Source organism: Azospirillum sp. OGB3 (genome assembly GCF_014192915.1).
Lineage (GTDB): Bacteria > Pseudomonadota > Alphaproteobacteria > Azospirillales > Azospirillaceae > Azospirillum.
Genome location: NZ_JACHYN010000005.1, coordinates 213,615 through 235,981 on the forward strand (window position 1 = coordinate 213,615; position 22,367 = coordinate 235,981).

Annotated in this window: 18 protein-coding genes; 3 read left to right on the top strand and 15 right to left on the bottom strand. The window is 69.6% G+C overall.

The genetic code is table 11. From position 1 onward, the window contains the following. Nucleotides 1–181: 181 nt before the first annotated feature. Nucleotides 182–5,941, top strand: a complete 5,760-nt coding sequence (locus tag FHW79_RS13235; RefSeq protein WP_183179353.1) for an AAA family ATPase — start codon at nucleotides 182–184, stop codon at nucleotides 5,939–5,941. A gap of 12 nt (nucleotides 5,942–5,953) precedes the next feature. Here the strand turns inward: FHW79_RS13235 and FHW79_RS13240 are convergent, their stop codons facing one another. Genes FHW79_RS13240 through FHW79_RS13275 form a run of 8 tightly spaced genes read right to left on the bottom strand, consistent with a single transcriptional unit; the run spans nucleotide 5,954 to nucleotide 13,203 of the window. Continuing rightward, nucleotides 5,954–6,817 carry an isocitrate lyase/PEP mutase family protein gene (locus FHW79_RS13240; RefSeq protein ID WP_183179354.1) on the bottom strand — a complete coding sequence of 288 codons (864 nt, stop codon included), beginning with the start codon at nucleotides 6,815–6,817 and terminating at the stop codon, nucleotides 5,954–5,956. A gap of 23 nt (nucleotides 6,818–6,840) precedes the next feature. After that, a complete protein-coding gene (locus tag FHW79_RS13245) occupies nucleotides 6,841–7,578 on the bottom strand; it encodes an ABC transporter permease subunit (protein WP_183179355.1) in 738 nt (245 codons plus the stop codon). A 5-nt stretch (nucleotides 7,579–7,583) separates the two neighbouring features. Beyond that, on the bottom strand, nucleotides 7,584–8,333 hold the full coding sequence (locus FHW79_RS13250) for an ABC transporter permease subunit (RefSeq protein WP_183179356.1): 750 nt from the start codon (nucleotides 8,331–8,333) through the stop codon (nucleotides 7,584–7,586). After that, nucleotides 8,330–9,190, bottom strand: coding sequence for an ABC transporter ATP-binding protein (locus FHW79_RS13255; protein ID WP_183179357.1), 861 nt, complete (start codon nucleotides 9,188–9,190; stop codon nucleotides 8,330–8,332). The genes FHW79_RS13250 and FHW79_RS13255 overlap by 4 nt, the downstream gene beginning before the upstream one ends. Before the next feature lie 54 nt (nucleotides 9,191–9,244). Continuing rightward, nucleotides 9,245–10,204 (bottom strand): ABC transporter substrate-binding protein, encoded by a 960-nt coding sequence (locus FHW79_RS13260; RefSeq protein ID WP_183179358.1) that lies wholly within the window; start codon nucleotides 10,202–10,204, stop codon nucleotides 9,245–9,247. A 56-nt stretch (nucleotides 10,205–10,260) separates the two neighbouring features. Then, nucleotides 10,261–10,887, bottom strand: coding sequence for a 3-isopropylmalate dehydratase small subunit (leuD, locus tag FHW79_RS13265; RefSeq protein ID WP_183179359.1), 627 nt, complete (start codon nucleotides 10,885–10,887; stop codon nucleotides 10,261–10,263). Nucleotide 10,888: 1 nt separating this feature from the next. Next, nucleotides 10,889–12,304: a 3-isopropylmalate dehydratase large subunit gene (gene leuC / locus FHW79_RS13270; protein WP_183179360.1), complete on the bottom strand. Its 1,416-nt coding sequence runs from the start codon at nucleotides 12,302–12,304 to the stop codon at nucleotides 10,889–10,891. A gap of 26 nt (nucleotides 12,305–12,330) precedes the next feature. After that, the gene (locus tag FHW79_RS13275; RefSeq protein WP_183179361.1) at nucleotides 12,331–13,203 is read right to left on the bottom strand and encodes an isocitrate lyase/PEP mutase family protein; all 873 of its coding nucleotides are present in this window, start codon (nucleotides 13,201–13,203) and stop codon (nucleotides 12,331–12,333) included. Between the two features lie 161 nt (nucleotides 13,204–13,364). Here FHW79_RS13275 and FHW79_RS13280 point away from each other — a divergent pair, with 161 nt between their 5' ends. Continuing rightward, the gene (locus FHW79_RS13280; protein WP_183179362.1) at nucleotides 13,365–14,066 is read left to right on the top strand and encodes a GntR family transcriptional regulator; all 702 of its coding nucleotides are present in this window, start codon (nucleotides 13,365–13,367) and stop codon (nucleotides 14,064–14,066) included. Between the two features lie 126 nt (nucleotides 14,067–14,192). Here FHW79_RS13280 and FHW79_RS13285 read toward each other — a convergent pair whose 3' ends face one another. The 5 genes from FHW79_RS13285 to FHW79_RS13305 all read right to left on the bottom strand — a co-directional run bounded on the left by FHW79_RS13285 (nucleotide 14,193) and on the right by FHW79_RS13305 (nucleotide 19,099). Further along, nucleotides 14,193–15,206 carry a proline racemase family protein gene (locus FHW79_RS13285; RefSeq protein WP_183179363.1) on the bottom strand — a complete coding sequence of 338 codons (1,014 nt, stop codon included), beginning with the start codon at nucleotides 15,204–15,206 and terminating at the stop codon, nucleotides 14,193–14,195. 68 nt (nucleotides 15,207–15,274) lie between these two features. Continuing rightward, complete coding sequence (locus tag FHW79_RS13290; RefSeq protein ID WP_183179364.1) at nucleotides 15,275–16,063, bottom strand: ABC transporter permease; 789 nt, start codon at nucleotides 16,061–16,063, stop codon at nucleotides 15,275–15,277. Further along, a complete protein-coding gene (locus tag FHW79_RS13295) occupies nucleotides 16,060–16,923 on the bottom strand; it encodes an ABC transporter permease (protein ID WP_211108261.1) in 864 nt (287 codons plus the stop codon). Before FHW79_RS13295 ends, FHW79_RS13290 begins: the two co-directional genes overlap by 4 nt. Then, on the bottom strand, nucleotides 16,920–18,002 hold the full coding sequence (locus FHW79_RS13300; protein WP_183179365.1) for an ABC transporter ATP-binding protein: 1,083 nt from the start codon (nucleotides 18,000–18,002) through the stop codon (nucleotides 16,920–16,922). Before FHW79_RS13300 ends, FHW79_RS13295 begins: the two co-directional genes overlap by 4 nt. A 26-nt stretch (nucleotides 18,003–18,028) precedes the next feature. Next, entirely contained in the window at nucleotides 18,029–19,099 is a 1,071-nt protein-coding gene (locus FHW79_RS13305) for an ABC transporter substrate-binding protein (protein WP_183179366.1), read from the bottom strand. 119 nt (nucleotides 19,100–19,218) lie between these two features. Between FHW79_RS13305 and FHW79_RS13310 the strand changes: the two genes are divergently transcribed. Then, nucleotides 19,219–20,259 (top strand): GlxA family transcriptional regulator, encoded by a 1,041-nt coding sequence (locus FHW79_RS13310; RefSeq protein WP_247884346.1) that lies wholly within the window; start codon nucleotides 19,219–19,221, stop codon nucleotides 20,257–20,259. A gap of 21 nt (nucleotides 20,260–20,280) precedes the next feature. On the opposite strand, the gene FHW79_RS13315 is transcribed toward FHW79_RS13310, so the two are convergent. Both FHW79_RS13315 and FHW79_RS13320 read right to left on the bottom strand, forming a co-directional pair. Continuing rightward, nucleotides 20,281–20,928: a response regulator transcription factor gene (locus FHW79_RS13315; protein ID WP_183179367.1), complete on the bottom strand. Its 648-nt coding sequence runs from the start codon at nucleotides 20,926–20,928 to the stop codon at nucleotides 20,281–20,283. After that, nucleotides 20,925–22,289, bottom strand: a complete 1,365-nt coding sequence (locus FHW79_RS13320) for an ATP-binding protein (RefSeq protein ID WP_211108262.1) — start codon at nucleotides 22,287–22,289, stop codon at nucleotides 20,925–20,927. The genes FHW79_RS13315 and FHW79_RS13320 overlap by 4 nt, the downstream gene beginning before the upstream one ends. Nucleotides 22,290–22,367 lie beyond the last annotated feature (78 nt).

Genomic DNA, 22,367 nt, shown 5'->3' on the forward strand with positions numbered 1-22,367 from the left:
ATAAATTGTCGTAGCGCAATTGAACTATTACGCCGTTTCGCCGATGCTGTCCGCCTATGACTCGTGCGATCGCAAAGCAAAAATCATGCAAAACCCCGGCCGGCACGCCCTGCGCTTGCTCCACCGTGGCGCGACCTTCTATAACGGATACCGCAACCACGCGACATAAGGATGCTGCGTCGTGATCGGGGCCATCCCCACCGCAACCTTGCCCGCGTTACCGGGCTTCCGCGTTGTCGAGACGCTGCATGTGGGGGCGCGCTCCACCGTGCTGCGCGCCGTCCGGCGCGACGACGGCCTTCCTGTCATCTGCAAGCTCCTGTCGGGCGCGGACGTCGGCGGCGAGGACAAGGCGGCGTTCCTTCGCGAATTCACCATCACCCGCCGGTTGCGCCACGCCGGAGTCGTGGAGGCGCTGGATTGCGTGCCCCATGTCAACGGGCTGATGATGGTGTTCCGCGACATCGGCGGGACCGCCCTGGACAGCCTTCCCGACTTGCGGACGGAGGACGTGGCGGTCTTCCTGCGGATGGCGATGCAGGCCGTCGAGGCACTGGCCGCCGTGCACGAGGCCGGGATCGTCCACAAGGACATCAGCCCCGGCAACCTGATCTGGAACCCGGCGACCGGCCAGTTCAACCTCATCGATTTCGGCATCGCGTCGGAGCTGTCCCGCGAAGAAGCGGGCGACACGGATGTCGGCAGCATGGAAGGCACGCTCGCCTACATGGCGCCGGAGCAGACCGGGCGGATGAACCGGTCGGTGGACTACCGCTCCGACTTCTACGCGCTGGGCGCCACCTTTCACGACTTCCTGACCGGCCAGCCCCCCTTCCCGTCCGGCGACCCGCTGGAGCTGGTGCATTGCCACATCGCGCGGACTCCCGTCCCGGTGCACAAGCTCAACCCGCTGGTTCCCGAGCCGCTGGCCGCCATCGTGGCGCGGCTGATGGCCAAGAACCCGGAGGAGCGCTACCAGAGCGCCTTTGGCCTGCGCGCCGACCTCGAACGCTGTCTGACCGAATGGCGCAGCCACGGCCGCATTGCGCCCTTTGCGCTGGCCAGCCGGGACGTCCGTCCGGTGCTGCGCATCCCGCAAAAGCTGTACGGCCGCACCGCGCAGTTCCGCGCCTTGCTCGATGCCTTCGGGCGGGCCGCCGGGGGCGGGTTCGAGGCCCTGCTGATCTCCGGCTATTCGGGTGTCGGCAAATCGGCGCTGGTCCGCGAACTGCACAAGCCGGTGATCGGCCGCCGCGGCTTCTTCATCACCGGCAAGTTCGAGCCGCTGAAGCGGGACATCCCCTATGCCCCGGTGATCGAGGCCTTCAAGACCCTGGTGCGGCAGACCTTCGCCACCGGACCGGAGTCGCTGGCGCTGTGGCGTGCCCGCCTTCTCGCCGCGCTCGGACCCAACGGACGGGTGATCACCGATGTCATCCCGCATGTGGAACGGCTGATCGGCCCCCAGCCGCCCCTGCCGGAGCTGGGTCCTGTGGAGGCGCATGAGCGCTTCATCTATGTCTTCCGCAATTTCGTCCGCGTCTTCGCCGGGGCGGGTCATCCGCTGGTGCTGTTCCTGGACGATCTGCAATGGGCCGACCTCGCCACGCTGAAACTCCTGGAGGGGCTGGCCGGCGATCCCGACCTCGGCCATTTCCTGCTGGTCGGCACCTGCCGCGACACCGAGGTCGACGCGCTCCACCCGCTGCGCCACACGCTCCAGGTTTTCGGCGAGCGCGGCGTGCCGGTCCGCGACGTGTCCCTCGGCGGACTCGACGCCGACGCGGTGGTGGCGCTGCTCTCCGACACGCTGCACGCGGCCCCCGACGACGTGCGCCCTCTGGCCGAGCGGCTGATCGCCAACACGCTGGGCAACCCCTTCTTCCTGGGGCAATTCCTGGAGTCGCTGGAGCAGAGCGGGCTGATCGCCTACGACGGCCTCGCCGGGGTGTGGAACTGGAACCTGGAGGCCATCGAATCCCAGCGGATGGAACGGATGGTCGACGACGTCGTCACCTTCGTGGTCCGCCGCATCCGCGAACTGCCCGCCGAGACGCTGGCGGTTGTCCAGACCGCCGCCTGCATCGGCAGCGCCTTCGATCTCGCCACGCTGGCCGACGCGAGCCGGCGGTCCTCCGCAGCGACGGCGGCGGCGCTGTGGCCGGCCCTGCACAGCGGTCTGGTGGTCCCGGTGGGCGACGCCTACCGCTACGCCGACATGGACAGCGTGTCGCCGCGCGCCACCTACCGCTTCGTCCATGACCGGGTGCAGCAGGCGGCCTACAGCATGCTTCCGGACGCCGACGCCCTGGCCTGCCATCTCGCCGTCGGCCTCGTCCTGGAGCGGGGCGGCGATACCTCCAGCGAGCGGGCCGCGGACCGGCTGTTCGCCATCACCAACCAGCTGAACCGCGCCGTGACCCTGCTGTCGCCGGAGCAGAGGGAGCGGCTGGCCCGCTACAACCTGCTGGCTGGACAGGCGGCGCGGGCCTCGGCGGCGCTCGGGCCGGCCTTCGACTATCTCATCACCGGGGTCGGGCTGCTCCCCGCGGACGGTTGGTCCCGCCTGTACGACCTGGCGCTCAGCCTGCACGCCGAAGCGGCGGAAATCGCGGCGGTGAACGGCGACGTCGCCGCGGCGACGCCGCTGGCCGAGGCCATCGAGGCCAACGCCCGCACCGTCCTCGACCGCGCCCTGGCCTACGAGACGCAGATCCAGATGCACGTGTCGCGGCAGAACCTGCCGGCGGCGCTCGGTGCCTGCCGCACCGCCCTGGGCCAGCTCGGCAGCCCGATCCCGGAGCGGGCGGACACCCGGCATGTGCTCAAGGAACTCGCCACGACCAAGCTGGCGCTGCGCGGCAAGGGCGAGGAGGATCTCGTCAACCGTCCGCCCCTCACCGACCCGCGCCTCCTGACGATCGGGCGGATCGTGTCGCGCGTGCTGGCGAGCGCCTACCTGCACGACACCAACCTCTACACGGTGCTGTTGCTGCGCATGGTCCGCCTGTCGGCGACCGAGGGAATCCTGCCGGCTTCCGGCATCACCTACGCCACCTACGGGCTGCTGCACTGCGCAATGCTCGGCGACGTTCCGGCGGGCGCCATGTACGGGCGGGTGGCGCTGCGCGTGCTCGACCGGCTGAACGCCAACCAGGGCCGCGCCCAGACGCTGTTTGTGGTCCATCTGTTCATCGAGGTCTGGCACCAGCCGGTGGCCAAGGCGCTGGCCGGCCTTCTCGACGCCCACCGGATCGGCCTGGAGACCGGCGACATCGAGTACGCCGCCTATTGCCTGAACAACGCGGTCGCCCAAGGGCTTTTTCTTGGCCACCCGCTGCGGCAGCTCCAGCAGACCGCGGCGGGCCACGCCGCCGCCATCGCGCGCCTGAACCAGCAGACCGCGGCCGGCGTGTTGCGGCCCCACCAGCAGCTCATCGCCAATCTTCTGGGCGAGTCCGACGACCCCACCGCCTTCGCCGGACCCCACGTTACGGAAGCGAGCGACGTCCCGGCCCTGGCCGCCAGCGGCAACCGCCTCGCCCTGGACACGATGCACAGCCACTTGGCCTATCTGAACCTGCTGTTCGGCCGGATCGACGAGGCGCGGCGCTGCATGGCGAAGCGCCGCCCCTTCGCCGACGCCTCCATGGGCATGGTGATGAACCTGCGCATGCGGGTGGTCGCCGCCCTGATCGACTTTGCCGCCTGGGATCGCCTCCGCCCCGCCGAGCGGCTCCGCGCACGGGCCGCGGCGCTCGGGCTGGAGCGCCGGCTTCGCGGCGCGGTCCGCCACGCGCCGATCAATTTCCGTCACCTGCTGGCGCTCGTGGTGGCCGAACGGCTGCGCGCCACGGGACGGCTGGACAAGGCGCACCGTTACTATCAGACCGCCGCCGAGAGCGCCCGCGAGCAGGGCTTCACCCACGACGAGGCCTTCGCCTGCGAGCGGGCCGGCGAGGCCGCGTTATCGCGCGGTGACCGCTTCACGGCGAAGGCGATGCTGTTCCAGGCCCGCCACGCCTACCGGCGCTGGGACGCGCTGGCGAAGGTCAGGGCGCTGGACGCCCGGCTGGCCGAGCTGTTCGGCGAGACGGCGGCGGACCAGAGCCCCGCCGACGACGGCTTCCCGCCTCAGCGCCCGGTCACCTCCTCGTCGCGGCGGCGCTCCTCCTCCGGGTCCAGCTCCCACATGGTGGACGTGGAGACGGTGATCCGCACCTCGCAGGCGCTGGCGCAGGACATCCGCCTGGGCGATCTGCTGTGGACGCTGATGAAGCTGATGATCACCAACGCCGGGGCGACGCGGGGCTGCCTGCTGCTGCCGACCGACGGCGCGTGGCGGATCGAGGCCGACGCCACGAGCGAGGGCGACGCCGCGGAGGTGTTGCAATCCCGCCCCCTCGACGACGCGGCGCCGGTCCTGGTGCGCGGCGTCGTCGACGCGGTCATCCAGACCGGGGAGCCGGTCGTTCTGGCCGACGCCGCGAACGAGGGCGATTTCCAGTACGACCCCTACACGCGGCTGGCCCAGCCGCGCTCCGTTCTGTGCCTGCCCCTGCGCAACCGCAACCAGATGGTCGGCATCCTCTATCTGGAGAACAACCTTGCCGCCGGCATCTTCAGCCCGGAGCGGCTGGAGCTGCTCGATCTTCTGTCCGTGCAGATCGCCATCTCCATCGAGAACGCCCGCCTCTACGACGGGCTGGAGCGGCTGAACCGCACGCTGGAAGCCCAGGTGGCCGAGCGGACCCGCGAGGTGGCCGAGCAGTCGCAGCTTCTGCGCGCCACCCTGGCCAGCATGTACGACGGCCTGGCGGCCTTCGACGCCGAGGAACGGCTGCGCGTCTGGAACGAACGCGCCATGGCTCTTTTCAGCCTGCCGGACGCGCTGCGCCGCGTCGGCGTTCCTTATCAGGAGCTGAGCGCCGCGGTGAACGCCTCTGGCCAGCTTCTGACCGCACTGGTGCCCTCGCCCCTGGTCAGCAGCCCCAGCGAGATCGAGTTCGCCGACGGCCGGGTCATCCAGGTCCGCAGCAATCCCATGCCGGACGGCGGCATGGTCCAGGTCTATGTGGACGTGACGGTGGACCGCAGCCGCGAAAGCGAGCTGCGCGACGCCCACGAGCAGCTCCACGCCGCCCACGCCCAGCTCAAGTCCGCCCAGCAGCAGCTTGTCCAGGCGGAGAAGATGGCCTCTCTCGGGCAGCTCGTCGCCGGGGTGGCGCATGAGATCAACACGCCCATCGGCATCGTGATGACAAGCGCCTCCTATCTCGGCGAGAAGATCAGCGCGCTCGAAACGCTGTCCGACACCGGCAAGATGCGCCGGGCCGACTTCCAGGACTTCATGCAGGCCGCGCGCGACGCCGCCACGCTGATGATCAGCAACGCCACCCGCGCCGCCGATCTGGTGCAGAGCTTCAAGCAGGTCGCCTCCGACCAGACGCGCAGCGACCGCCGCCGGTTCGACCTGCGCGGCTATCTGGAGGAGGTTCTGGTCAGCCTGCGCCCGACTTGGCACCGCCCGGGGCACGAGGTGAGTCTGGAGTGCCCCAAGGGCATCGAACTGGACAGCTACCCCGGCGTGATCGCCCAGATCGTGACGAACCTCATCACCAACTCGATCAACCACGCCTACCGGGAAGGCGAGAAGGGCCGAATCCTGATCACGGCGCAGACACTGGAGAACGACGGGGTGCGGCTGGTCTACCGGGACGACGGTTGCGGCATCCCGGCGGAGAACCACGGCAAGGTGTTCGAGCCCTTCTTTACGACGCGGCGGGGCACCGGCTCGACCGGGCTCGGCCTGCACATCGTCTTCAACCTGATCACCGGCCAGCTCGGCGGCACCATCCAGCTCGACAGCCGGCCCGGCGAGGGAACGCGATTCACCGTCGAGTTCCCCTGCCGTGCCCCCGGAAAAACGCCGCAGAGCTGAGACGGCGGACGCTTACTCCGTCTCGGGGTGGCGCTTCTCGAACGCCCAGACGCGCTCGAAGCCCATCAGGCGGGTGAAGTCGGGGAAGGGATAAAGCTCTCCCCGATACTCGGCGCTCGACCCCTTGGCGAGGATTTCGCCGTAGGCGCTGCGCAGCACCGCGGCCATCGCCAGGAAGCCGGTGGCCGGGAAGATGGCGATGCGATAGCCGAGCTCCTCCAGTTGCGCCCCGGTCATCACCGGCGTGCGGCCGCCCTCCACCATGTTGGCGATCAGCGGCTTGCCGATGGTCCGGCAGATCCGTTCCATCTCCGCCTCGCTCTCCGGGCTCTCCACGAAGATGATGTCGGCCCCGGCCTCGGCGTAGGCGTCGGCGCGGCGCAGCGCCTCGTCGAGGCCGAGCGTCGTGCGGGCGTCGGTGCGGGCGATGATCAGGAAATCGCTCGACGACCGCGCCTCGCAGGCGACGCGGATCTTGCGCACCATATCGGCCATGGAAATGACCCGGCGGCCCGGCGTGTGGCCGCACTTCTTCGGAAATTCCTGGTCTTCGAGCTGGATGGCGGCGGCCCCGGCCTCCTCGTAGCCGCGGATGGTGAAATCGACGTTGAGAAGGCCGCCGTAGCCGGTGTCGCCATCGGCGATCAGCGGTGTGGTGGTGCCGCGCGCGATGGCCCGCACCCGGCCGACCATGTCGCTGAAGGTGGCGAGCCCGGCGTCCGGCAGGCCGAGATGGCTGGCGACGGTGCCGTAGCCGGTCATGTACAGCGCGTCGAACCCCATGCCGTCCGCCACCTTGGCCGAGATCATGTCGAACACGCCGGGGGCCGAGATCAGGCCCGGCTGCGACAGGCGCTGTTTGAGGGAAATGGTCATGTCGTTGGAATCTCCGGAAGTCTTCACGAGGCCCGCCGGTGCATGCGCCGGTCGATGTGCAGCAGGCCGGCGCTGATGAGCACGGCGGTGGTGGCGAGGATCAGCACCACGGCCATCATGGTGCGCACGTCGTGCCCGCCGATGGCGTTCATGACGAGGTAGCCGAGGCCGCGCTGCGAGGCGAACATCTCGCCGATCAGCACGCCCAGCAGGGTCAGCGAAAAGCCCACCCGCAGGCCGGACACCAGTTCCGGCAAGGCGGCGGGCAGAATGATGGTGGAGACGAGTTGGGGCGGCGACAGGCGCATCACCCGCGCGCTGCGCAGCATCACCGGCGGGATGGTGCGGACCGCGTTCATCGTGAAGATGATCACCGGGATGATGCCGTGGATCGTCCCGAAGGCCACCTTGGCCGACAGTCCCAGCCCGAAGGCGAGCAGGATCACCGGGTAGAGCGTGATCTTGGGCAGCGAATAGAGCGACACCAGGATCGGCTCCGCCACCTCCCCGGCCAGCCGGTTGATGCCGAGAGCGATGCCGATGGTCAGCCCGCCGAACACCGCCAGAAGCAGCGAATAGAGCAGCGCGACGCCGGTCTCCGCGACGTGCGGCCAGAAGGTGGCGGAGCCCAGCAGTTCCACCGCACGGGCCAGCGTATCGGCGGGCGAGGTCAGGGCGACGCTGCCGACGATCCAGTGCAGCACCTGCCACAGGGCCACCAGCGCGACGATGACGAGAAGCGTGTCGGTCTTTCTGTGCATGGCCGTCAGCGCCTCCGCCGCTGCATGATCCGGCGCTCCCAGGTGAAGAGCACCGCGTTGAGCACCGTCACCAGGACGATGATGAACAGCATCAGCGCGTACATCCGCGCATTGTCGAAGTTGTTGAAGGCATAGGCGATGCTGTAGCCGATGCCCGAGGAGGACATGATGAACTCCGCCGCGATGACGCCGATGAAGCAGTAGGCGATGGCGAGCTTGGCCCCGGTGAACAGATAGGGCGCCGCGCTGGGCAGCTTGACCATCAGCGCCGTTCGCACCGGGTCCATGCCGTGGACGCGCGCGGTCTTCAGCAGAACGCGCGGAATCCGATCGAGCCCGTTCAGCGTGTTGATCAGCATCGCCACAACGCCGAACAACGTGCCGATCACCACGATGGGCGCCGCCCCCAGCCCGAAGATCACGATCAGCACCGGATAGAAGACGAAGAAGGGCACCGCGTAGTAGGTCGCCAGGAAGGGATCGAGCGCCCGGCGCACCCGCGGCATGGCGTGGATCGCCACGCCGGCGACGAAGCCGAGCAGGATCGAGGCGATCACCGCCATCGCGACGTTGCCCAGCGTCTCGCCGATGTCGGCGCTGGCCGCGCCCGAGGCGAGAAGGCGGTAGAGGTCGCCGGCCATGACGCTGGGGGCGGGCAGGACCGTCTTGGCAATGACGCCGGCCCGGCACAGCACCTCCAGCAGCAGGACGGCGCCGGTCACGACGATCAGCCGGAGCCAGCCCGCCCAGCTCATGACCCACCCCCGGCGAGGCCCGCCGCCTTCAGGCTCTCCTCGCGCAGCAGGCGCCACAGCCGGGCGGTGATCTGGCCGAAGCCGTCCTCGCTGGCGATGCGGGAATCGCGCTCGCGCGGCCAGCCCGTCTCGATCTCCTCGATGATCCGTCCGGGCCGGGACGACATGACGCCGATGCGGTCCGACAGCATGGCCGCCTCGTCCAGCGCGTGGGTGATCAGCATCACCGTGGCGCCGGTCTCGCGCCACAGCTTCAGCAGCTCGTCGCCCATGATAAGGCGGGTCTGGGCGTCGAGCGCGCCGAACGGCTCGTCCAGCAGGATCAGGCGTGGGCGCATCACCAGCGTGCGGGCGATGCAGACGCGCTGGCGCATGCCGCCGGACAGCTGCACCGGGTAGGCCTTGGCGAAGTCCTTCAGACCGACGAAGCCGACGGCGTAATTCACCCGCCGCTCGATCTCCGCCGGATCGACGCCCGCCCGGCGCAGGCCGAAGGCGATGTTGTCCCACACGGTCAGCCAGGGGAAGGTGGCGTCCTCCTGGAACACCACCCCGACACCGTCCGGGACCTTGCCGGCCACCGGCTTGCCTTCGAAGGTCACCGCCCCCTCGGTCGGCACGGACAGGCCGGACAGCACGTCGAGCAGCGTGGACTTGCCGCAGCCCGACGGTCCGACGACGGAGAAGAACTCCCCCTGCCGCAAGGTCAGGTCGACGGGACCCAGCGCGTGCACCCCGCCGTGGCCGGGGACGCCGTAGATGCGGCTCACCCCCTTCAGTTCGGCGTGGGCGGCCGGGGCGGGGTATGCCCCCGCCTCCTCGTGCGGATCGCGCTTGGCGGCAACGTTGGCTTTCATCGGGGGCTTCCTCCCGGTCATCGGATGTCGTCAGGCGGATGGTCTTCGGAGCGGTTATTTCAGAAACGCGGCGTCGGCGTGCTTCGACCAGTCGACCTCGCCCTTGACCTCGCCGATGATCTGCAGCCCCTTGATCAGGTTGTTCATCCCGTCATACTCGAAGTCACCGGCGCTCCAGTACTTGATGGTCGCCAGATTCTTCAGCGCCTGCAGCGCCACCGCCTCGTCGATGTCGTAGTATTTGGTCATGATCTTGGCGGTCTCCTCGGGGTTGGCGTAGACGAAGTCCACCCCCTTGCGCCGCGCCTCGATCAGCTTCTTCAGCTTGTCGCCGTTCTTCGCGGCGAAGTCCGACGTGGTGACGCCCACGGTCTGCACCATGGTCGGCAGCTCGGTCTCGACCGCGAACACCATGCGGTACTTGTTCTGCACGCGCGCCCAGATCGGGTCCATCACCGGGGCGGCGGCCACCGCGCCCTGCTCCAGCATGGTCAGGCCGCCGCCGACGCCGCCCGCCGACACGCCGTCCACCGTGATGCCGTGCTTGTCCTTCACCATGGTCAGCAGCATGTCGGTGACCGACTTCGGGCTGGTGAAGGCGACCTTCTTGCCGTCCAGGTCCTTGGCGGTCTTCACCGGGGAGTCCGGCTTGGTCACCCACAGGATTTCGCCCGCCGTCCGGACGCCGGTGTGGATGATCTTCACGTCCAGGCCCTGGTTGATCGCCGCCACCGCCGCCGACAGGGCGACCTCGCCGTAGGGCATCGGCGCCGCCATGACGTTGCGCATGGTCGTGCCGCCGCCCTTGGAGGTCAGGACGCCGGTGATGTCCAGCCCCTGCTCCTTGTAATAGCCCTTCTCCATGGCGACGGCGTAGGGAGCGCCGTACATCAGGACGCCCCAGTGGGTGACCGTGATCTCCTCGGCCTGCGCCGGGACCAGGGTGGCGAGCGCCACTCCCATGGCCGCCGCACCCAGGACTGCCTTGCGCTTCATCGTGGTCATGAACGACATCGCTGTCCTCCCAATAGCCGCCGGCCTTTCCGGCCATGCGCGTTGACCCGGACCCGTCAGGCGGTGGGCAGGGCGTGAATCCACGGGCGCTGCGCCCGGTCGCGCGCCTCGAACGTCGCCATGGCGGCGTCGTGGCGCAGGCTGGCCCCGATCTCGTCCAGCCCCTCCAGAAGCGCCTGCCGCCGCGCCGCCTCCATCGTGAAGGGAAACGCCCGCCCGTCCGGCGCGGTAACGCGGCAAATCTCTATGTCCACCGTCGTGGCAGCGGCCGGCGTCGCCTGGGCGCAAGCGACGAGATGGGCGAGCGCGGCCTCGTCCAGAGTCACCGCGGCCAGACCGTTCTTCTGGCAGTTTTCGTGGAAGATGCTGGCGAAGCTGGGCGCGATCACGCAGCGGATGCCGAAGTCCATCAGGCTCCACACCGCGTGCTCGCGCGACGAGCCGCAGCCGAAATTCTCGCCGGCCAGCAGGATCTTCGCTTCCCGCCAAGGAACTTGGTTCAGGACGAAGTCCGGCCGTTCCCGGCCGTCGTCGTCGAACCGCCATTCGGAGAAGAGGCCTGCGCCCAGCCCGCTGCGGTGGATGGTCAGCAGATGCGCCTTGGGGATGATCGCGTCGGTGTCCACATTGGCTTGCGGCAGCGGTGCGGCGATCCCGGTGATGCGATGGATCGGTTCCGGCATGTCAGGCGCCTCCTTCGAAGCTGCGGGCATCGACGATGCGGCCCGCCACGGCCGCGGCCGCCGCGGTGGCGGGGCTGGCGAGGTGGGTGCGCGCCCCCGGCCCCTGGCGGCCTTCGAAATTGCGGTTCGAGGTGGCGACGCAGCGCTTGCCCGGCGGCACCCGGTCGGCGTTCATCCCGGCGCACATGGAACAGCCCGGCTCCCGCCATTCGAAGCCGGCGGCGGTGAACACGCGGTCCAGCCCCTCCGCCTCCGCCTGCCGGCGCACCTGGCCGGAGCCCGGCACGACCAGAGCGCGCAGGCCGGCGGCGACGCGACGGCCCTTCAGCACGGCGGCGGCGGCCCGCAGATCCTCGATACGGCTGTTGGTGCAGGAGCCGATGAAGACCATGTCCACCGGCAGGTCGCGGATCGGCGTCCCCGGCTCCAGCCCGATGTAGTCCAACGCCCGGCGCATCGCCTGCCGGCGCTTGGGGTCGGCCTCGCGCTCCGGATCGGGCACCGTCTCGCCGACGCCGATGCAGTCCTGCGGGCTGGTGCCCCAGGACACCTGCGGGGTGAGGCTGGAGACGTCCAGTTCGATCTCGGCGTCGAAGCGGGCGCCGGGATCGCTCGCCAGGGCGCGCCATGCCGCCACCGCCTGCTCCCACAGCGCGCCCGCCGGGGCGAAGGGCCGCCCCTGGAGATAGGCGAAGGTCACCTCGTCGGGCGCGATCAGGCCGAAGCGCGCGCCCAGCTCCACCGACATGTTGCAGACGGTCATCCGCTCCTCCATGGAGAGCGCGCGGATGGCCGGGCCGGCGTATTCGACGCCGTAGCCGGTCGCCCCGGCGGTTCCGATGGTGGCGATCAGCTTCAGCACCATGTCCTTGGCCGACACGCCCGCCGGCCGGGTGCCGCTGACGGTGATGCGCATGGTCGGCGGGCGGCGCAGGATGGCCGTCTGCGTCGCCATGACATGCTCGACCTCCGACGTGCCGATGCCCCAGGCCATGGCGCCCAGCGCGCCGACCGTGCTGGTGTGGCTGTCGCCGCAGACCAGGGTGGCGCCCGGCAGGGCGATCCCCAGCTCCGGCGCGATCACATGCACGATGCCCTGGCGCACGTCGCCCAGGTCGAACAGCGCGACACCGGTGGCTTCGGCGTTGGCGCGCAGGGCGCGGATCATCTCCGGCCCGCCCGGCACCGTGTCGTCGGTGCGGCCGTTCTCGGTGGAGACGATGTGATCCGCCGTCGCGAAGGTCAGGTCGGGACGGCGCAGCCGGCGCCCGGCGGCGGCCAGCCCGGCGTAGGCCTGCGGGCTGGTGACCTCGTGCAGCATGTGGCGGTCGATGTGGAGCAGCACCCGCCCGTCGCCCAGATCGGCGACGACGTGCTGGTCCCAGATCTTGTCGATGATGGAACGCGGCGTGGTCATGGCGTTGCCTCTCCTCACTGGGCCGGTCATTCTGCGGCCCGGTAGGCCTGTTCCCGCTCGTAATAGTCGGGGAAGCCGACGAGACTCTTCAGCGCCTCGAAATCGGCCTGGGCCACTTGGCCCTCCCGCCCATCCGCCACCGCGGCCAGGGCGGCGCGCATGGCGTCGATGGCCGCCGACATCAGGGTCAGCGGGTAAGCGGCGAGCTTGAAGCCCAGCGCTTCCAGCTCGCGCGGCGGCAGCATCGGCGTCTGGCCGCCGCGCACCATGTTCGCCATGGCCGGCCGGTCGATGCCGGCGCAGAAGGCGGCCATTTCCGCCGCGTCGTGGGGGGCCTCCATGAAGATGATGTCGGCGCCCTCCTCCACGAAATCCTGGCAGCGCTCCAGCGCCGCGTCGAAGCCGTGCGTGGCGCGCGCGTCCGTCCGTGCCAGGATCAGGATGTCGTCGGCCCCCGACCGGGCGGCGTCGACGGCGGCGCGGATCTTCATGCGCGCCTCGGCCCGCCCGACGACCTGCTTGCCTTTGGTGTGGCCGCAGCGCTTGGGGCTCACTTGGTCCTCGATCAGGACCGCGGCGGCCCCGGCGCGGGCGTAGTCGCGCACGGTGCGCTGCACGTTCATGGCGTTGCCGTAGCCGGTGTCGCCGTCGCCGATCACCAGCAGGCCGGGGGCCGCCTGACAGACGTTGCGGAGCTGGTCCAGCATCTCGGCGAAGGAAATCAGCCCGGTGTCGGGCATCCCCAGCCGGGTCGCCGAGACGGCGAAGCCGCTCATCAGGCTGACGCGGAAACCGGCCTGCTCGATCAGCCGCGCCGACAGCGCGTCGAAGCAGCAGGGCATCAGGTGAAGGCCGGGAGCCTCCAGCGCCGTTTTCAGGCGTTGTGCGGGTGTCGTCACCGGTTGTATCCCTCCCTTGCCGCCGCTTCCGCTGTTGGCTTCCGCTAGAGCGCACCGGAACCGGGCGTATAATTTGTTGTGCCCACGAACATAGTGCGCCATTGTATACAACGCAACCCGAAAAAATCGGATTGCTGGGCAGAAGGGCAAGGGAGGTCAGCATGGCGGACAGCGCCGGGGCTCTGGCGCCCCAATGGGACAACGGATCAAGCGGCGGCTCCAACCGCGCCGCCGACCGCGCCTACCGCTTCATCCGGGAGGGCATCCTGGCCAGCCGCTGGCCGCCGGGCGCCCATCTGCGCGAGCAGGAACTGGCCGAGTTGACCGGAGTCAGCCGCACCCCGGTGCGCGAGGCGCTGCGCCGGCTGTCCGCCGACGGGCTGCTGCAGCTCGTCCCCAATCTTGGCGCCAAGGTGAACGCCTGGACGATTCAGGACCTCGACGAGATTTTCGGCCTGCGCGCGACTTTGGAAAGCCAAGTGGCCGGCCTCGCCGCCAGCCGCGTGGAGCCGCAGCATCTGGCGGAGCTGGGGGCGCTGTGCGACGCGATGGAGGCGGTGGTGGGGGACGGCGACGCGGTGGATTTCTCGCGCATCACGCCGCTGAACGACCGCTTCCACGGCCTGCTGATCGACATCGCCGGGGATCGGCGGCTGGGCCAGATGATCCGGCAGGTGGTGGAGATGCCGCTGGTTCTGCGGACCTTCGCCCGCTACAGCCGGCGCGACCTCGCCCGCAGCATGAACCACCACCGCGAGATCGTCGAAGCCCTGACCGCCCGCGATGGGGAGTGGGCCTCGTCGGTGATGCGCGCCCATGTCCGCGCCGGGCGGGCCGTCTTCACGGTCCCGAACACCGAGTGAGCGTCATTGTATACAACGACGGTGCGCCGATACGCGCAGATGGATCGCCCGTCGGCGCAGCACAAAGGTCCCGGCGCCCTGAGGGGACGCCGGGACGAAGTCGAGGACGCGACTGATGAGGACCGGTCAGGCGACCAGGAAGCCGGCGCCGACCGGGTCGTTGCGGTCGATGACCCAGCGGGCGGTGCCGAGGATGCTGGCCGTGCCCTTGACGGTCGGGCGCACGGCGCGCACGCCGTTCAGGCGGGTCTCGCCGAGCAGGCTGCCCTCGAAGGTGCCGGTGCCGAGCAGGCCTTCGGAACGGATGGTATCGCCGATCGCCATCTTCCCGCGCGCCTCGAACATCGCCATCATCGCGCTGGTGCCGGTGCCGCCCGGCGAGCGGTCGAGCTGGCCGGCGCTGAAGACGTGGACGTTCTTGTAGAAGGCGCCCTCGATGGTCGGCTCGTGCCAGAAGGTCACGAAGTTGAAGTTGTTGATGTGCGCCGACGCCGGGTGCTGGATCGCCACCTTCTGGCGGAGCTGCTCGCGCGCCAGGATGCCGTAATGCGACAGGGCGGTGCCGTTCTCCGGCCCGATGCGCAGCGACGTGCCGGTCAGGTCGATGATGCCGAAGTAGTTGCCGCCCCACACGATGTCGGCCTTCAGCGGGCCGATCTCCGGCAGCTCGAACTCCACGTCCTGCGCGGCGACGTAAGCCGGGACGTTCTCGAACTTGGTCCACAGCACCCGGTCGCCCTCATGGGCCACCTCGGCGACGACGAGGCCGGCGGTGGTCTCGAAGCGGATGGTGGTGCGCCCGTTCTCGCCGCGGCGGACGAGGCCGTTGGCGACCATCGCCATGGCGACGGCGATCGTGCCGTGGCCGCACATGTGCGAGTACTGGGTGCCGTCGATGTAGATCAGGCCGGCGTCGTAGTCCGGGCCGGACGGCGGGGTCAGGAAGACGCCGAACATGTCCTTGTGGCCGCGCGGCTCGCGCATCAGGGCTTCGCGCAGCCAGTCGTAATGGGTCTCCAGGAACTGGCGCTTCTCCAGGATGCTGGAACCGGCCGGATAGGGGATGCCGCTGTGGATGATGCAGAGCGGCTCGCCCTCGGTGTGGGTGTACAGGACATCGAATGCGTCTTGCATGCGCATGGAAGGACCCTTTCGTGGATCGGATTCAGTGTTGGATCGGGGGATGAAGCGGGGGGTGTCGGGACCGGTCAGCGCCGGTCCGACAGAAGGTGCAGCCCGACGGTGAGGTCGAGGATGATGATCGCCAGAGCCGCCACGCCGATGGTGATGGAGGACACCGCGGCGATGACCGGGTCGATCGTGTACTGGACGTAGTTGAAGAGCTTGACCGGGATGGTCGTCATCTCCGCTGTGGTGTTGAAGATGCTCAGCTCGACGTTGATCCAGGAGGAGATGAAGGCGAAGATCGCGCCGCTCGCCAAGCCGCTGCGGATCTGCGGCAGCGTGACGAGGAAGAAGGTCTCCATCGGGCGGGCGCCCAGGTCGGCGGAGGCCTCCTCCAGCGCCCGCTGCTCCGGCGTCAGCTGCGGCAGGACGGAGCGCAGGACGAAGGGCATGATGATGACGATGTGCCCGACCAGCAGCGCCGTGAAGCTGCGCATCAGGCCCAGCGCCGCGCAGTATTGCAGCAGGGCGGCGCCCAGCACGACGTGCGGCAGGACCAGCGGCGACATCAGCAGCGACAGGAGGAACTTCTTGCCCGGAAACTCGCAGCGGGCGATGGCCAGCGCCGCCGGAACGCCGAGCAGCAGGGCCACCGCCGTGGCGACCAGGGCCAGCAGGGTGCTGGTGCCGAAGGCCGCCAGATAGGAGGTGTCGCCGAGCATCCGCCCGTACCAGTCGAGGGTCAGTCCCTGCGGCGGAAAGGCGAGGTAGCTGGTGGCGGTGAAGGAGGAACCGACGATGACCAGGAGCGGCAGGATCAGGTAGGCCATGACCGACCAGGACACCACCCGCAGAAGAAGCCGGGCGATCATTGGGCTTTCCTCCCCGTTGCGCTGGCCCCGGCGTTGCCGATCCAGCCGGCCAGACCGACCAGGACCAGCGTCATGACCAGCAGCGTCATGCTGAGCGCGCCGCCGTAGTTCACGTCGAAGACCGTGCTGTACTGCTGGAAGATCAGCATGGGGAAGACCGTGATCTTGCCGCCGCTCAGCAGGGCCGGCGTGACGTAGGCGCTGACCGCCAGGGTGAAGACCATGACGATCCCCGACATCAGCCCCGGCAGGCAGAGCGGGAAGGTGACCGTCCGGAAGGTGTCGAAGGGCGTGGCGCCGAGGTCGGAGGAGGCGTCCTCCAGCGCCGGGTCCACCGCGGCCAGCGCGTTGCCGACGGCCAGCACGATGAAGGGCAGCAGGATGTAGACCAGCCCGATCACGATGCCCAGCTCGGTGCCGAGGAAGCGCATCGGGCGGTCCAGGATGCCGACCCCGACCAGCGCGTCGTTGACGAGGCCGTTGCGTCCCAGCAGCACCATCCAGCCGAAGGAGCGGACGATGTTGCTGGTAAACAGCGGCAGGACCAGCAGGATGACGCAGGTCCGCCGCAGCGCCGGCGACTTGACCACCCGCACCAGATAATAGGCCAGCGGGTAGCCGAGCAGCGCGCAGGCCACCGTGGTCAGCCCGGCGATGCGGAAGGTCGCCGCCAGCACGTCCCAGTGATACTGGTCGAACAGCACCCGCGCGTAGTTGCCCAGCGACGGCACGCCGCCCGCCATCAGGCTGGACGACACGACCACGATCATCGGAACGGCGAAGAAGGCGGCGAAGAAGGCGACCGGGGCCGCCAGCAGGGGCAAGGCTCGGTTCATGGCGGCGCTCATGGTCGTGCTCATGGTCCGGACCGGTGCGAAGCCGGTTCGGCGACGATGTGGACGTGCCCCGGACGGAAGCCGACGAAGACCGGCGCCCCCGGTTTCAGCCCCTCCCCCGCCATGCCCAGCCGGCGGCTGGCCAGCAGATGCTCGCCGACGCGCACCGTCACGACGGTCTGCCCGCCGGTGTCGATGACGTCCTCGACGAAGCCCTGGTCGGTGATCAGGCCCGGCGCCTCCGGCTGGTTCAGCAGCTCGACATGCTCGGGCCGCAGCACCGCGGTGTAGCGCTGCCGGGTGTCGGCGCCGAGATGGGGCAGCAGCGCCGACCCCACCGCCAGCCGCACCCCGGCGTTGCCCTCCGCCGTACCCGGCAGCAGGTTGGCCTCGCCGATGAAGTCGGCGACGAAGCGGCTGGCCGGGCGGGTGTAGATGGCCCGACCGTCACCGACCTGCTCAATCACGCCGCGGTTCATGACGACGATGCGGTTCGCCATGCTCATCGCCTCCTCCTGGTCGTGGGTCACGAACACGAAGGCGATGCCGAGCTTCTCCTGGAGGTGCTTCAGCTCGATCTGCATCCGCTTGCGCAGCTTCAGGTCGAGCGCGCTCAGCGGCTCGTCGAGCAGGAGGAGCTTCGGGCGGTTGACGAAGGCCCGCGCCAGGGCGACGCGCTGCTGCTGGCCGCCCGACAGCTCCCGCGGGTAGCGCCCCGCCGCGGAGTCCAGCCCGACCAGCTCCAGCGCCTCGCGGGCGCGCTCCAGCGCCTCGCCCCGCGCCACCCCGTGACGGCGCGGCCCGTAGGCCACGTTGTCGAGGATGCTCAGGTGCGGGAACAGGGCGTAGTGCTGGAACACCGTGTTCAGCGGGCGCCGGTGCGGCGGCAACCGCGTCACATCCTCCCCGCCGATCCGGATGGTCCCGGAATCGGGGGAGAGGAAGCCGGCGATGCAGCGCAGCAGGGTCGTCTTGCCGCAGCCGCTCGGCCCCAGCAGGGCGACGAACTCGCCATGGGCCACGTCCAGCGACACGTCCCTCAGCGCATGGTATGTGCCGAAATGCTTGTCGATGGCGCGAATGGAGAGCAGAGCGTCGGACATGGAAGGACTCCCCGGCTGGCTGCGGTTCACTGGCGGGCGAGTTCGCGGTTCCAGGCGTCGGTGATCGCCGCGCGGTCCCGGTTGATGTCCGCCCAGTTGAAGAGCTGGAGGTTCTTGACCGACCCGCCGACACCCCAGGGCAGCTTGCGCTCGACGTCCGGCGACACCGACACGTTCTGCACCGCCGGACCGAGATAGAGCTTCTCCGCCAGACAGGCCGACGCTTCCGGGGTCAGGGCGGTGTCGATGAAGCGCTGGGCGTCGGCTTTGTGCGGGGCATTCTTGACCAGATGCAGGCGGGCGTCGGTGGCCCAGACGCCTTCCTTCGGGACGGCGAAGCCGATGGGCAGGCCCTTGTCGGCCAGATCCCAGGCGCCGACGTTGAAATGCGCGCCGATGATCGCCTCGCCGCTCTGGTAGGCGTTGCTGGCCGCCCCCGAGCTGTCGAAGTAGAGCGCGGTTTTCAGCGTCTTCAGCTTTTCGAAGGTCTTGGACAGGTCACCCGGCGGGTTGCCCCACATGCGGTTCAGGAACATGACGAACGGCACGCCGGAGGAGTTGGCCGGCGACGGGATCGTCACCGTGTCCGCGAATTCCGGCTTCCACAGGTCGTTCCACGAGGTCGGCGGGGTCTTGATCTCCTTGGTGTTGTAGGTCAGGCCGAGCGAGTAGTAGCCGGACCCCACGGCGAAGATCGACCCGTCCGCCTTGTAGATCGCCTCCGGCAACGCCTTCGCCAGGTTCGGCACGCCCGTCGGGTCGATGGCGTCCAGCACGCCCGCCGCCTGCGCCATCTCGCTGATGCCGCCGTCCATGTAGGCGACGTCGAGCGTCGGCGCGTCCTTCTGCTGCTGCAGCTTGGCGAAGGTCACGGTCGAGGTGCCGATCTCCGGCACGACGCGGACGCCGGTCGCCTTGGTGAAGGGCTCCGCGACACAGGTGCGGAAGGCCTCGCCCCAGTTGCCGCCGTACCAGGCGACGCGGATTTCGCCCTGGGCCGCGGCCGGCAGGGCGTAAAGGGAGACCCCGGCCGCCAGGACGGCGGACAGGGCGGAGAGGCGGGCGGTGGTGCGGGTGGCGGCGCGCGGATGGGTCATGACCGGTTCCTTCGTGGTGTCGGTCCAGCGGGCGTCAGAGCCATGGTTCGTTCGAAAGCTAGTTGCTCCTGCGTATTTTCCGATAGAAGAATGCTGCCGAATCCTTGAATAATTCCGACATGCCGACGCCCAGACCCGACATGCCCGACGCCCCGGACCGCGATGCTTCATCGTCGACCGATCCCCGGTTGCGCATCGGTTTCGTGCTTCTCGACCAGTTCACGCTGACGGCTTTTTCCGGCCTGATCGACGCGGTACGGCTCGCCGCCGATCCTGGAGGGCGCAGCCGTCAAATCGACGCAAGCTGGACGGTGATGAGCGTCGGCGGGCAGCCGCGCCGATCGAGTTGCGGCGTGCTGGTGACGCCCAACAGCGATCTGCTCGCCCCGGCGCCCTTCGATTACGTCGCGGTGTGTGGCGGCAACGATTACCGGAACGAGGTGCCGGGGCCGGTGACCGCCTATCTGCGCGCGGTGGCGGCGCAGCGGGTGCGGCTTCTCGGCATCTGCACGGGCACCTTCGCCATCGCGCGCGCCGGCCTCGTCGGGACGCGCCGCGTCTGCGTCCATTGGAACGTGCTGGACACCTTCCGCGAGCGTTTCCCGACCGCCAACGCCTCGGTGGACCATCTGTTCATCGACGAGGGTGACCTGATCACCTGCGCCGGATCGACGGCGGCCATCGACCTCGGCCTCTACCTCGTCGGGCGGCATTGCGGCGGGCAGAAGGCGCGGCAGGCCGTCCGCCACATGATGCTCCAGGACATCCGCCCCGGCGCGCTGCCGCAGGCGCATTTCTACGCGAACCTCGACGGCGTGACCGACGGCCGCGTCCGACAGGCAACGCATTTCATTGAACAGCGGCTGGACTCCCCGCCCTCCGTCGAGGCCATCGCCCGCTACGTCGGGGTCAGCGCCCGGCAGCTCGAGCGCTCCTTCCAGGCGGCGCTGGGGATCTCGCCGTCGGCCTTCCAGCGCCGGCTGCGGCTGGATTACGGCCGCTGGCTGCTGGAACACACGCGCCGGACGATCACCGAAATCGCCTTCGACTGCGGCTTCGCCGACGCCGCCCATTTCTCGCGCGACTTCAAGACCCAGTTCGGCGAGATGCCCAGCCGGGCGCGCAAGGGCAAGCGTGAGGACGCCACCCAGGCACCGTGACGGTTTCGCCCACGGGGACGCTTAAGCCGCCAGCCCGTGGTCGATGGCGATGCGGATCAGGGCGCGCGTGCTGTCGGCGCCCAGCTTGTCCTTGATCTGGGTGCAGGCGTTGGCGACGGTCTTCTGGCTGATGCCCAGCGCCTCTGCGATGGCCGCCGCGGTCAGGCCGCGGCCCACCAGCGCCAGAATTTCCCGCTCGCGCTGGGTCAGCACCGCCAGCGGGTCGTCGGTCGGGGCCAGCGCCATCAGCGCCAGCTCGCGCGCCAGCGCGTGGTCGAGATGGACGCGGCCCGCCAGCACGCAACGCACCGCCGTCACCAGCGTCTCCGGAGCGTCGTTCTTGGTGACGTAGCCCTTGGCCCCGGTCTTCAGCGCCCGCGCGGCGATGGCCGGGTCCTCGTGCATGCTGAAGATCAGCACCGGCACCGCCGGATTCTCCATCCGCATCACGCGCAGCACCTCCATCCCGCCCCCATCCCTTCCACCGGCGCCACCCGGCAGGTTGAGGTCGAGGATGACCACATCCGGCCGTTCCGAGCGCCACAACGCCAGCGCCGCCGCCACGTCGGCGGCCTCGACGACGCGGCCGAGCCTTGCTTCGGCGAGCAGGCTCTGACAGCCGGCGCGCACCACCGGATGGTCGTCCACCAGAAGGATGGTCGGGGTCATGCAACGCGCTCCAGCCCGGCCGGGATGCAGGGGAGGCAGGCGGCCACACGGGTCCCCTGCCCGCCATCCGGTCCGATGGACAGCGTGCCGCCCAGCGCCCTCACCCGCTCCGCCATCCCGGCGATGCCCAATCCACCCTGCTCCGCCGCGCCTAGCTCCTCCCTGAACCCCGGCCCGTCGTCGATCACCACAACCTCCACCCGGTCGGACAAACGCCGCACCGTCACCGACACGTTGGTCGGCCGGGCGTGGCGGAGGGCGTTGACCAGCGATTCCTGCGCCAGCCGGAAGACCGTCAGGCGCAGCACCTCGTCCAGCCCGTCGATGCCGTCCGGCGTTCCGTCCTCGTCCACGTCCAGCGACCAGCGCACCTGCGGCTCCCGCCGCGCCCACTCGTCGATCAGCCCGGACAGCGCTTCGCCCAGCGGCAACTGGTCGAGCAGGGCCGGGCGCAGGCGGACCAGGATGCGCCGGCTCAACCGGTGCACGTCCACGGCCATGGACAGCACGGCGCGGGCGCGTCCGGCGATCTCCACCCGCTCGCTGATGGTGGCCTCCGGCTTCGGCTCCTCGCTCAGGCGCAGGATGCGCCCAGCGTCCACCTTGATCGCGAACAGCGCCGCCCCCAGCTCGTCGTGAATCTCGCGGGCGATGTCGCGGCGCTCGCGGTCCTGGACCTCGATCAGCCTTTGCCCGAGCCGGCGGTTCTCCCGACCGGCCGCGGCCAGTTCCTCGGCCAGAGCGGTGATGCCGGTGCCCAGCCGGGCCAGTTCCGGCACGCCGCCGCCGGTGAGGCCGTCCCGCGGTCCGGGTTCGTAAACGCCTTCGCGCAGGCGCCGCACCGCCGCCTCGATGCGGGCGAGCGGGGCGAGCGCCCGGCCCACCGCCATCCAGGCGCCGCCCAGCAGCAACAGCCCCGCCACCAGCATCGCCAGGGCGAGGTCCCGCATGTCCTCCCAGACCTCGGCCACCTCGTCCTGCGGTTCGGCGACCACGGTCAACAGGACGCGTCCATCGGCACCGGTCAGCGCATGGGCCTGCGGCGTCACGCCGATCAGGGCCACGAACCAGCCGGGAACGGCCCCATGGGCGGCATCCCCCTCGCCCAGGGAGTCGGGCGGCGCCTCGCCTGCGATGAAACGCAGGTGGCGCAGGCCCAGCCGGTCGAGCGCCACGACAGCGTCCGGACTTGGCCCCCGCCCGGCTTCCGCCCGCCCGACAGCGATGCCGAGATCGAGGGCGGAGGCCATTTCCGCGCGGACGGCGTCGCGCGCGTTGGCGATCATCACAGCCGCGCCGGCCACCGCCAGCAGCGCCAGGAACAGCCCGATCAGGGCCAGCATGCGAATTCGCAACGACATCGCCGTCTGATCCTTCCGATACGCTTATAGGACCATCGGCGGAATGTTAACCAAGCAACTGGTCTCCGCGCTATGCGT

Bases quoted from the DNA above. Each gene is read 5' to 3' on its own strand.
- FHW79_RS13260 (WP_183179358.1), bottom strand. From the start codon at position 10,204: ATGTCGTTCATGACCACGATGAAGCGCAAGGCAGTCCTGGGTGCGGCG.
- FHW79_RS13255 (WP_183179357.1), bottom strand. From the start codon at position 9,190: ATGAAAGCCAACGTTGCCGCCAAGCGCGATCCGCACGAGGAGGCGGGG.
- FHW79_RS13315 (WP_183179367.1), bottom strand. From the start codon at position 20,928: ATGACCCCGACCATCCTTCTGGTGGACGACCATCCGGTGGTGCGCGCC.
- FHW79_RS13300 (WP_183179365.1), bottom strand. From the start codon at position 18,002: ATGTCCGACGCTCTGCTCTCCATTCGCGCCATCGACAAGCATTTCGGC.
- FHW79_RS13240 (WP_183179354.1), bottom strand. From the start codon at position 6,817: ATGACCATTTCCCTCAAACAGCGCCTGTCGCAGCCGGGCCTGATCTCG.
- FHW79_RS13320 (WP_211108262.1), bottom strand. From the start codon at position 22,289: ATGTCGTTGCGAATTCGCATGCTGGCCCTGATCGGGCTGTTCCTGGCG.
- leuD (WP_183179359.1), bottom strand. From the start codon at position 10,887: ATGCCGGAACCGATCCATCGCATCACCGGGATCGCCGCACCGCTGCCG.
- FHW79_RS13310 (WP_247884346.1), top strand. From the start codon at position 19,219: ATGCCGACGCCCAGACCCGACATGCCCGACGCCCCGGACCGCGATGCT.
- leuC (WP_183179360.1), bottom strand. From the start codon at position 12,304: ATGACCACGCCGCGTTCCATCATCGACAAGATCTGGGACCAGCACGTC.
- FHW79_RS13295 (WP_211108261.1), bottom strand. From the start codon at position 16,923: ATGAGCACGACCATGAGCGCCGCCATGAACCGAGCCTTGCCCCTGCTG.
- FHW79_RS13305 (WP_183179366.1), bottom strand. From the start codon at position 19,099: ATGACCCATCCGCGCGCCGCCACCCGCACCACCGCCCGCCTCTCCGCC.
- FHW79_RS13290 (WP_183179364.1), bottom strand. From the start codon at position 16,063: ATGATCGCCCGGCTTCTTCTGCGGGTGGTGTCCTGGTCGGTCATGGCC.
- FHW79_RS13245 (WP_183179355.1), bottom strand. From the start codon at position 7,578: ATGCACAGAAAGACCGACACGCTTCTCGTCATCGTCGCGCTGGTGGCC.
- FHW79_RS13280 (WP_183179362.1), top strand. From the start codon at position 13,365: ATGGCGGACAGCGCCGGGGCTCTGGCGCCCCAATGGGACAACGGATCA.
- FHW79_RS13250 (WP_183179356.1), bottom strand. From the start codon at position 8,333: ATGAGCTGGGCGGGCTGGCTCCGGCTGATCGTCGTGACCGGCGCCGTC.
- FHW79_RS13285 (WP_183179363.1), bottom strand. From the start codon at position 15,206: ATGCGCATGCAAGACGCATTCGATGTCCTGTACACCCACACCGAGGGC.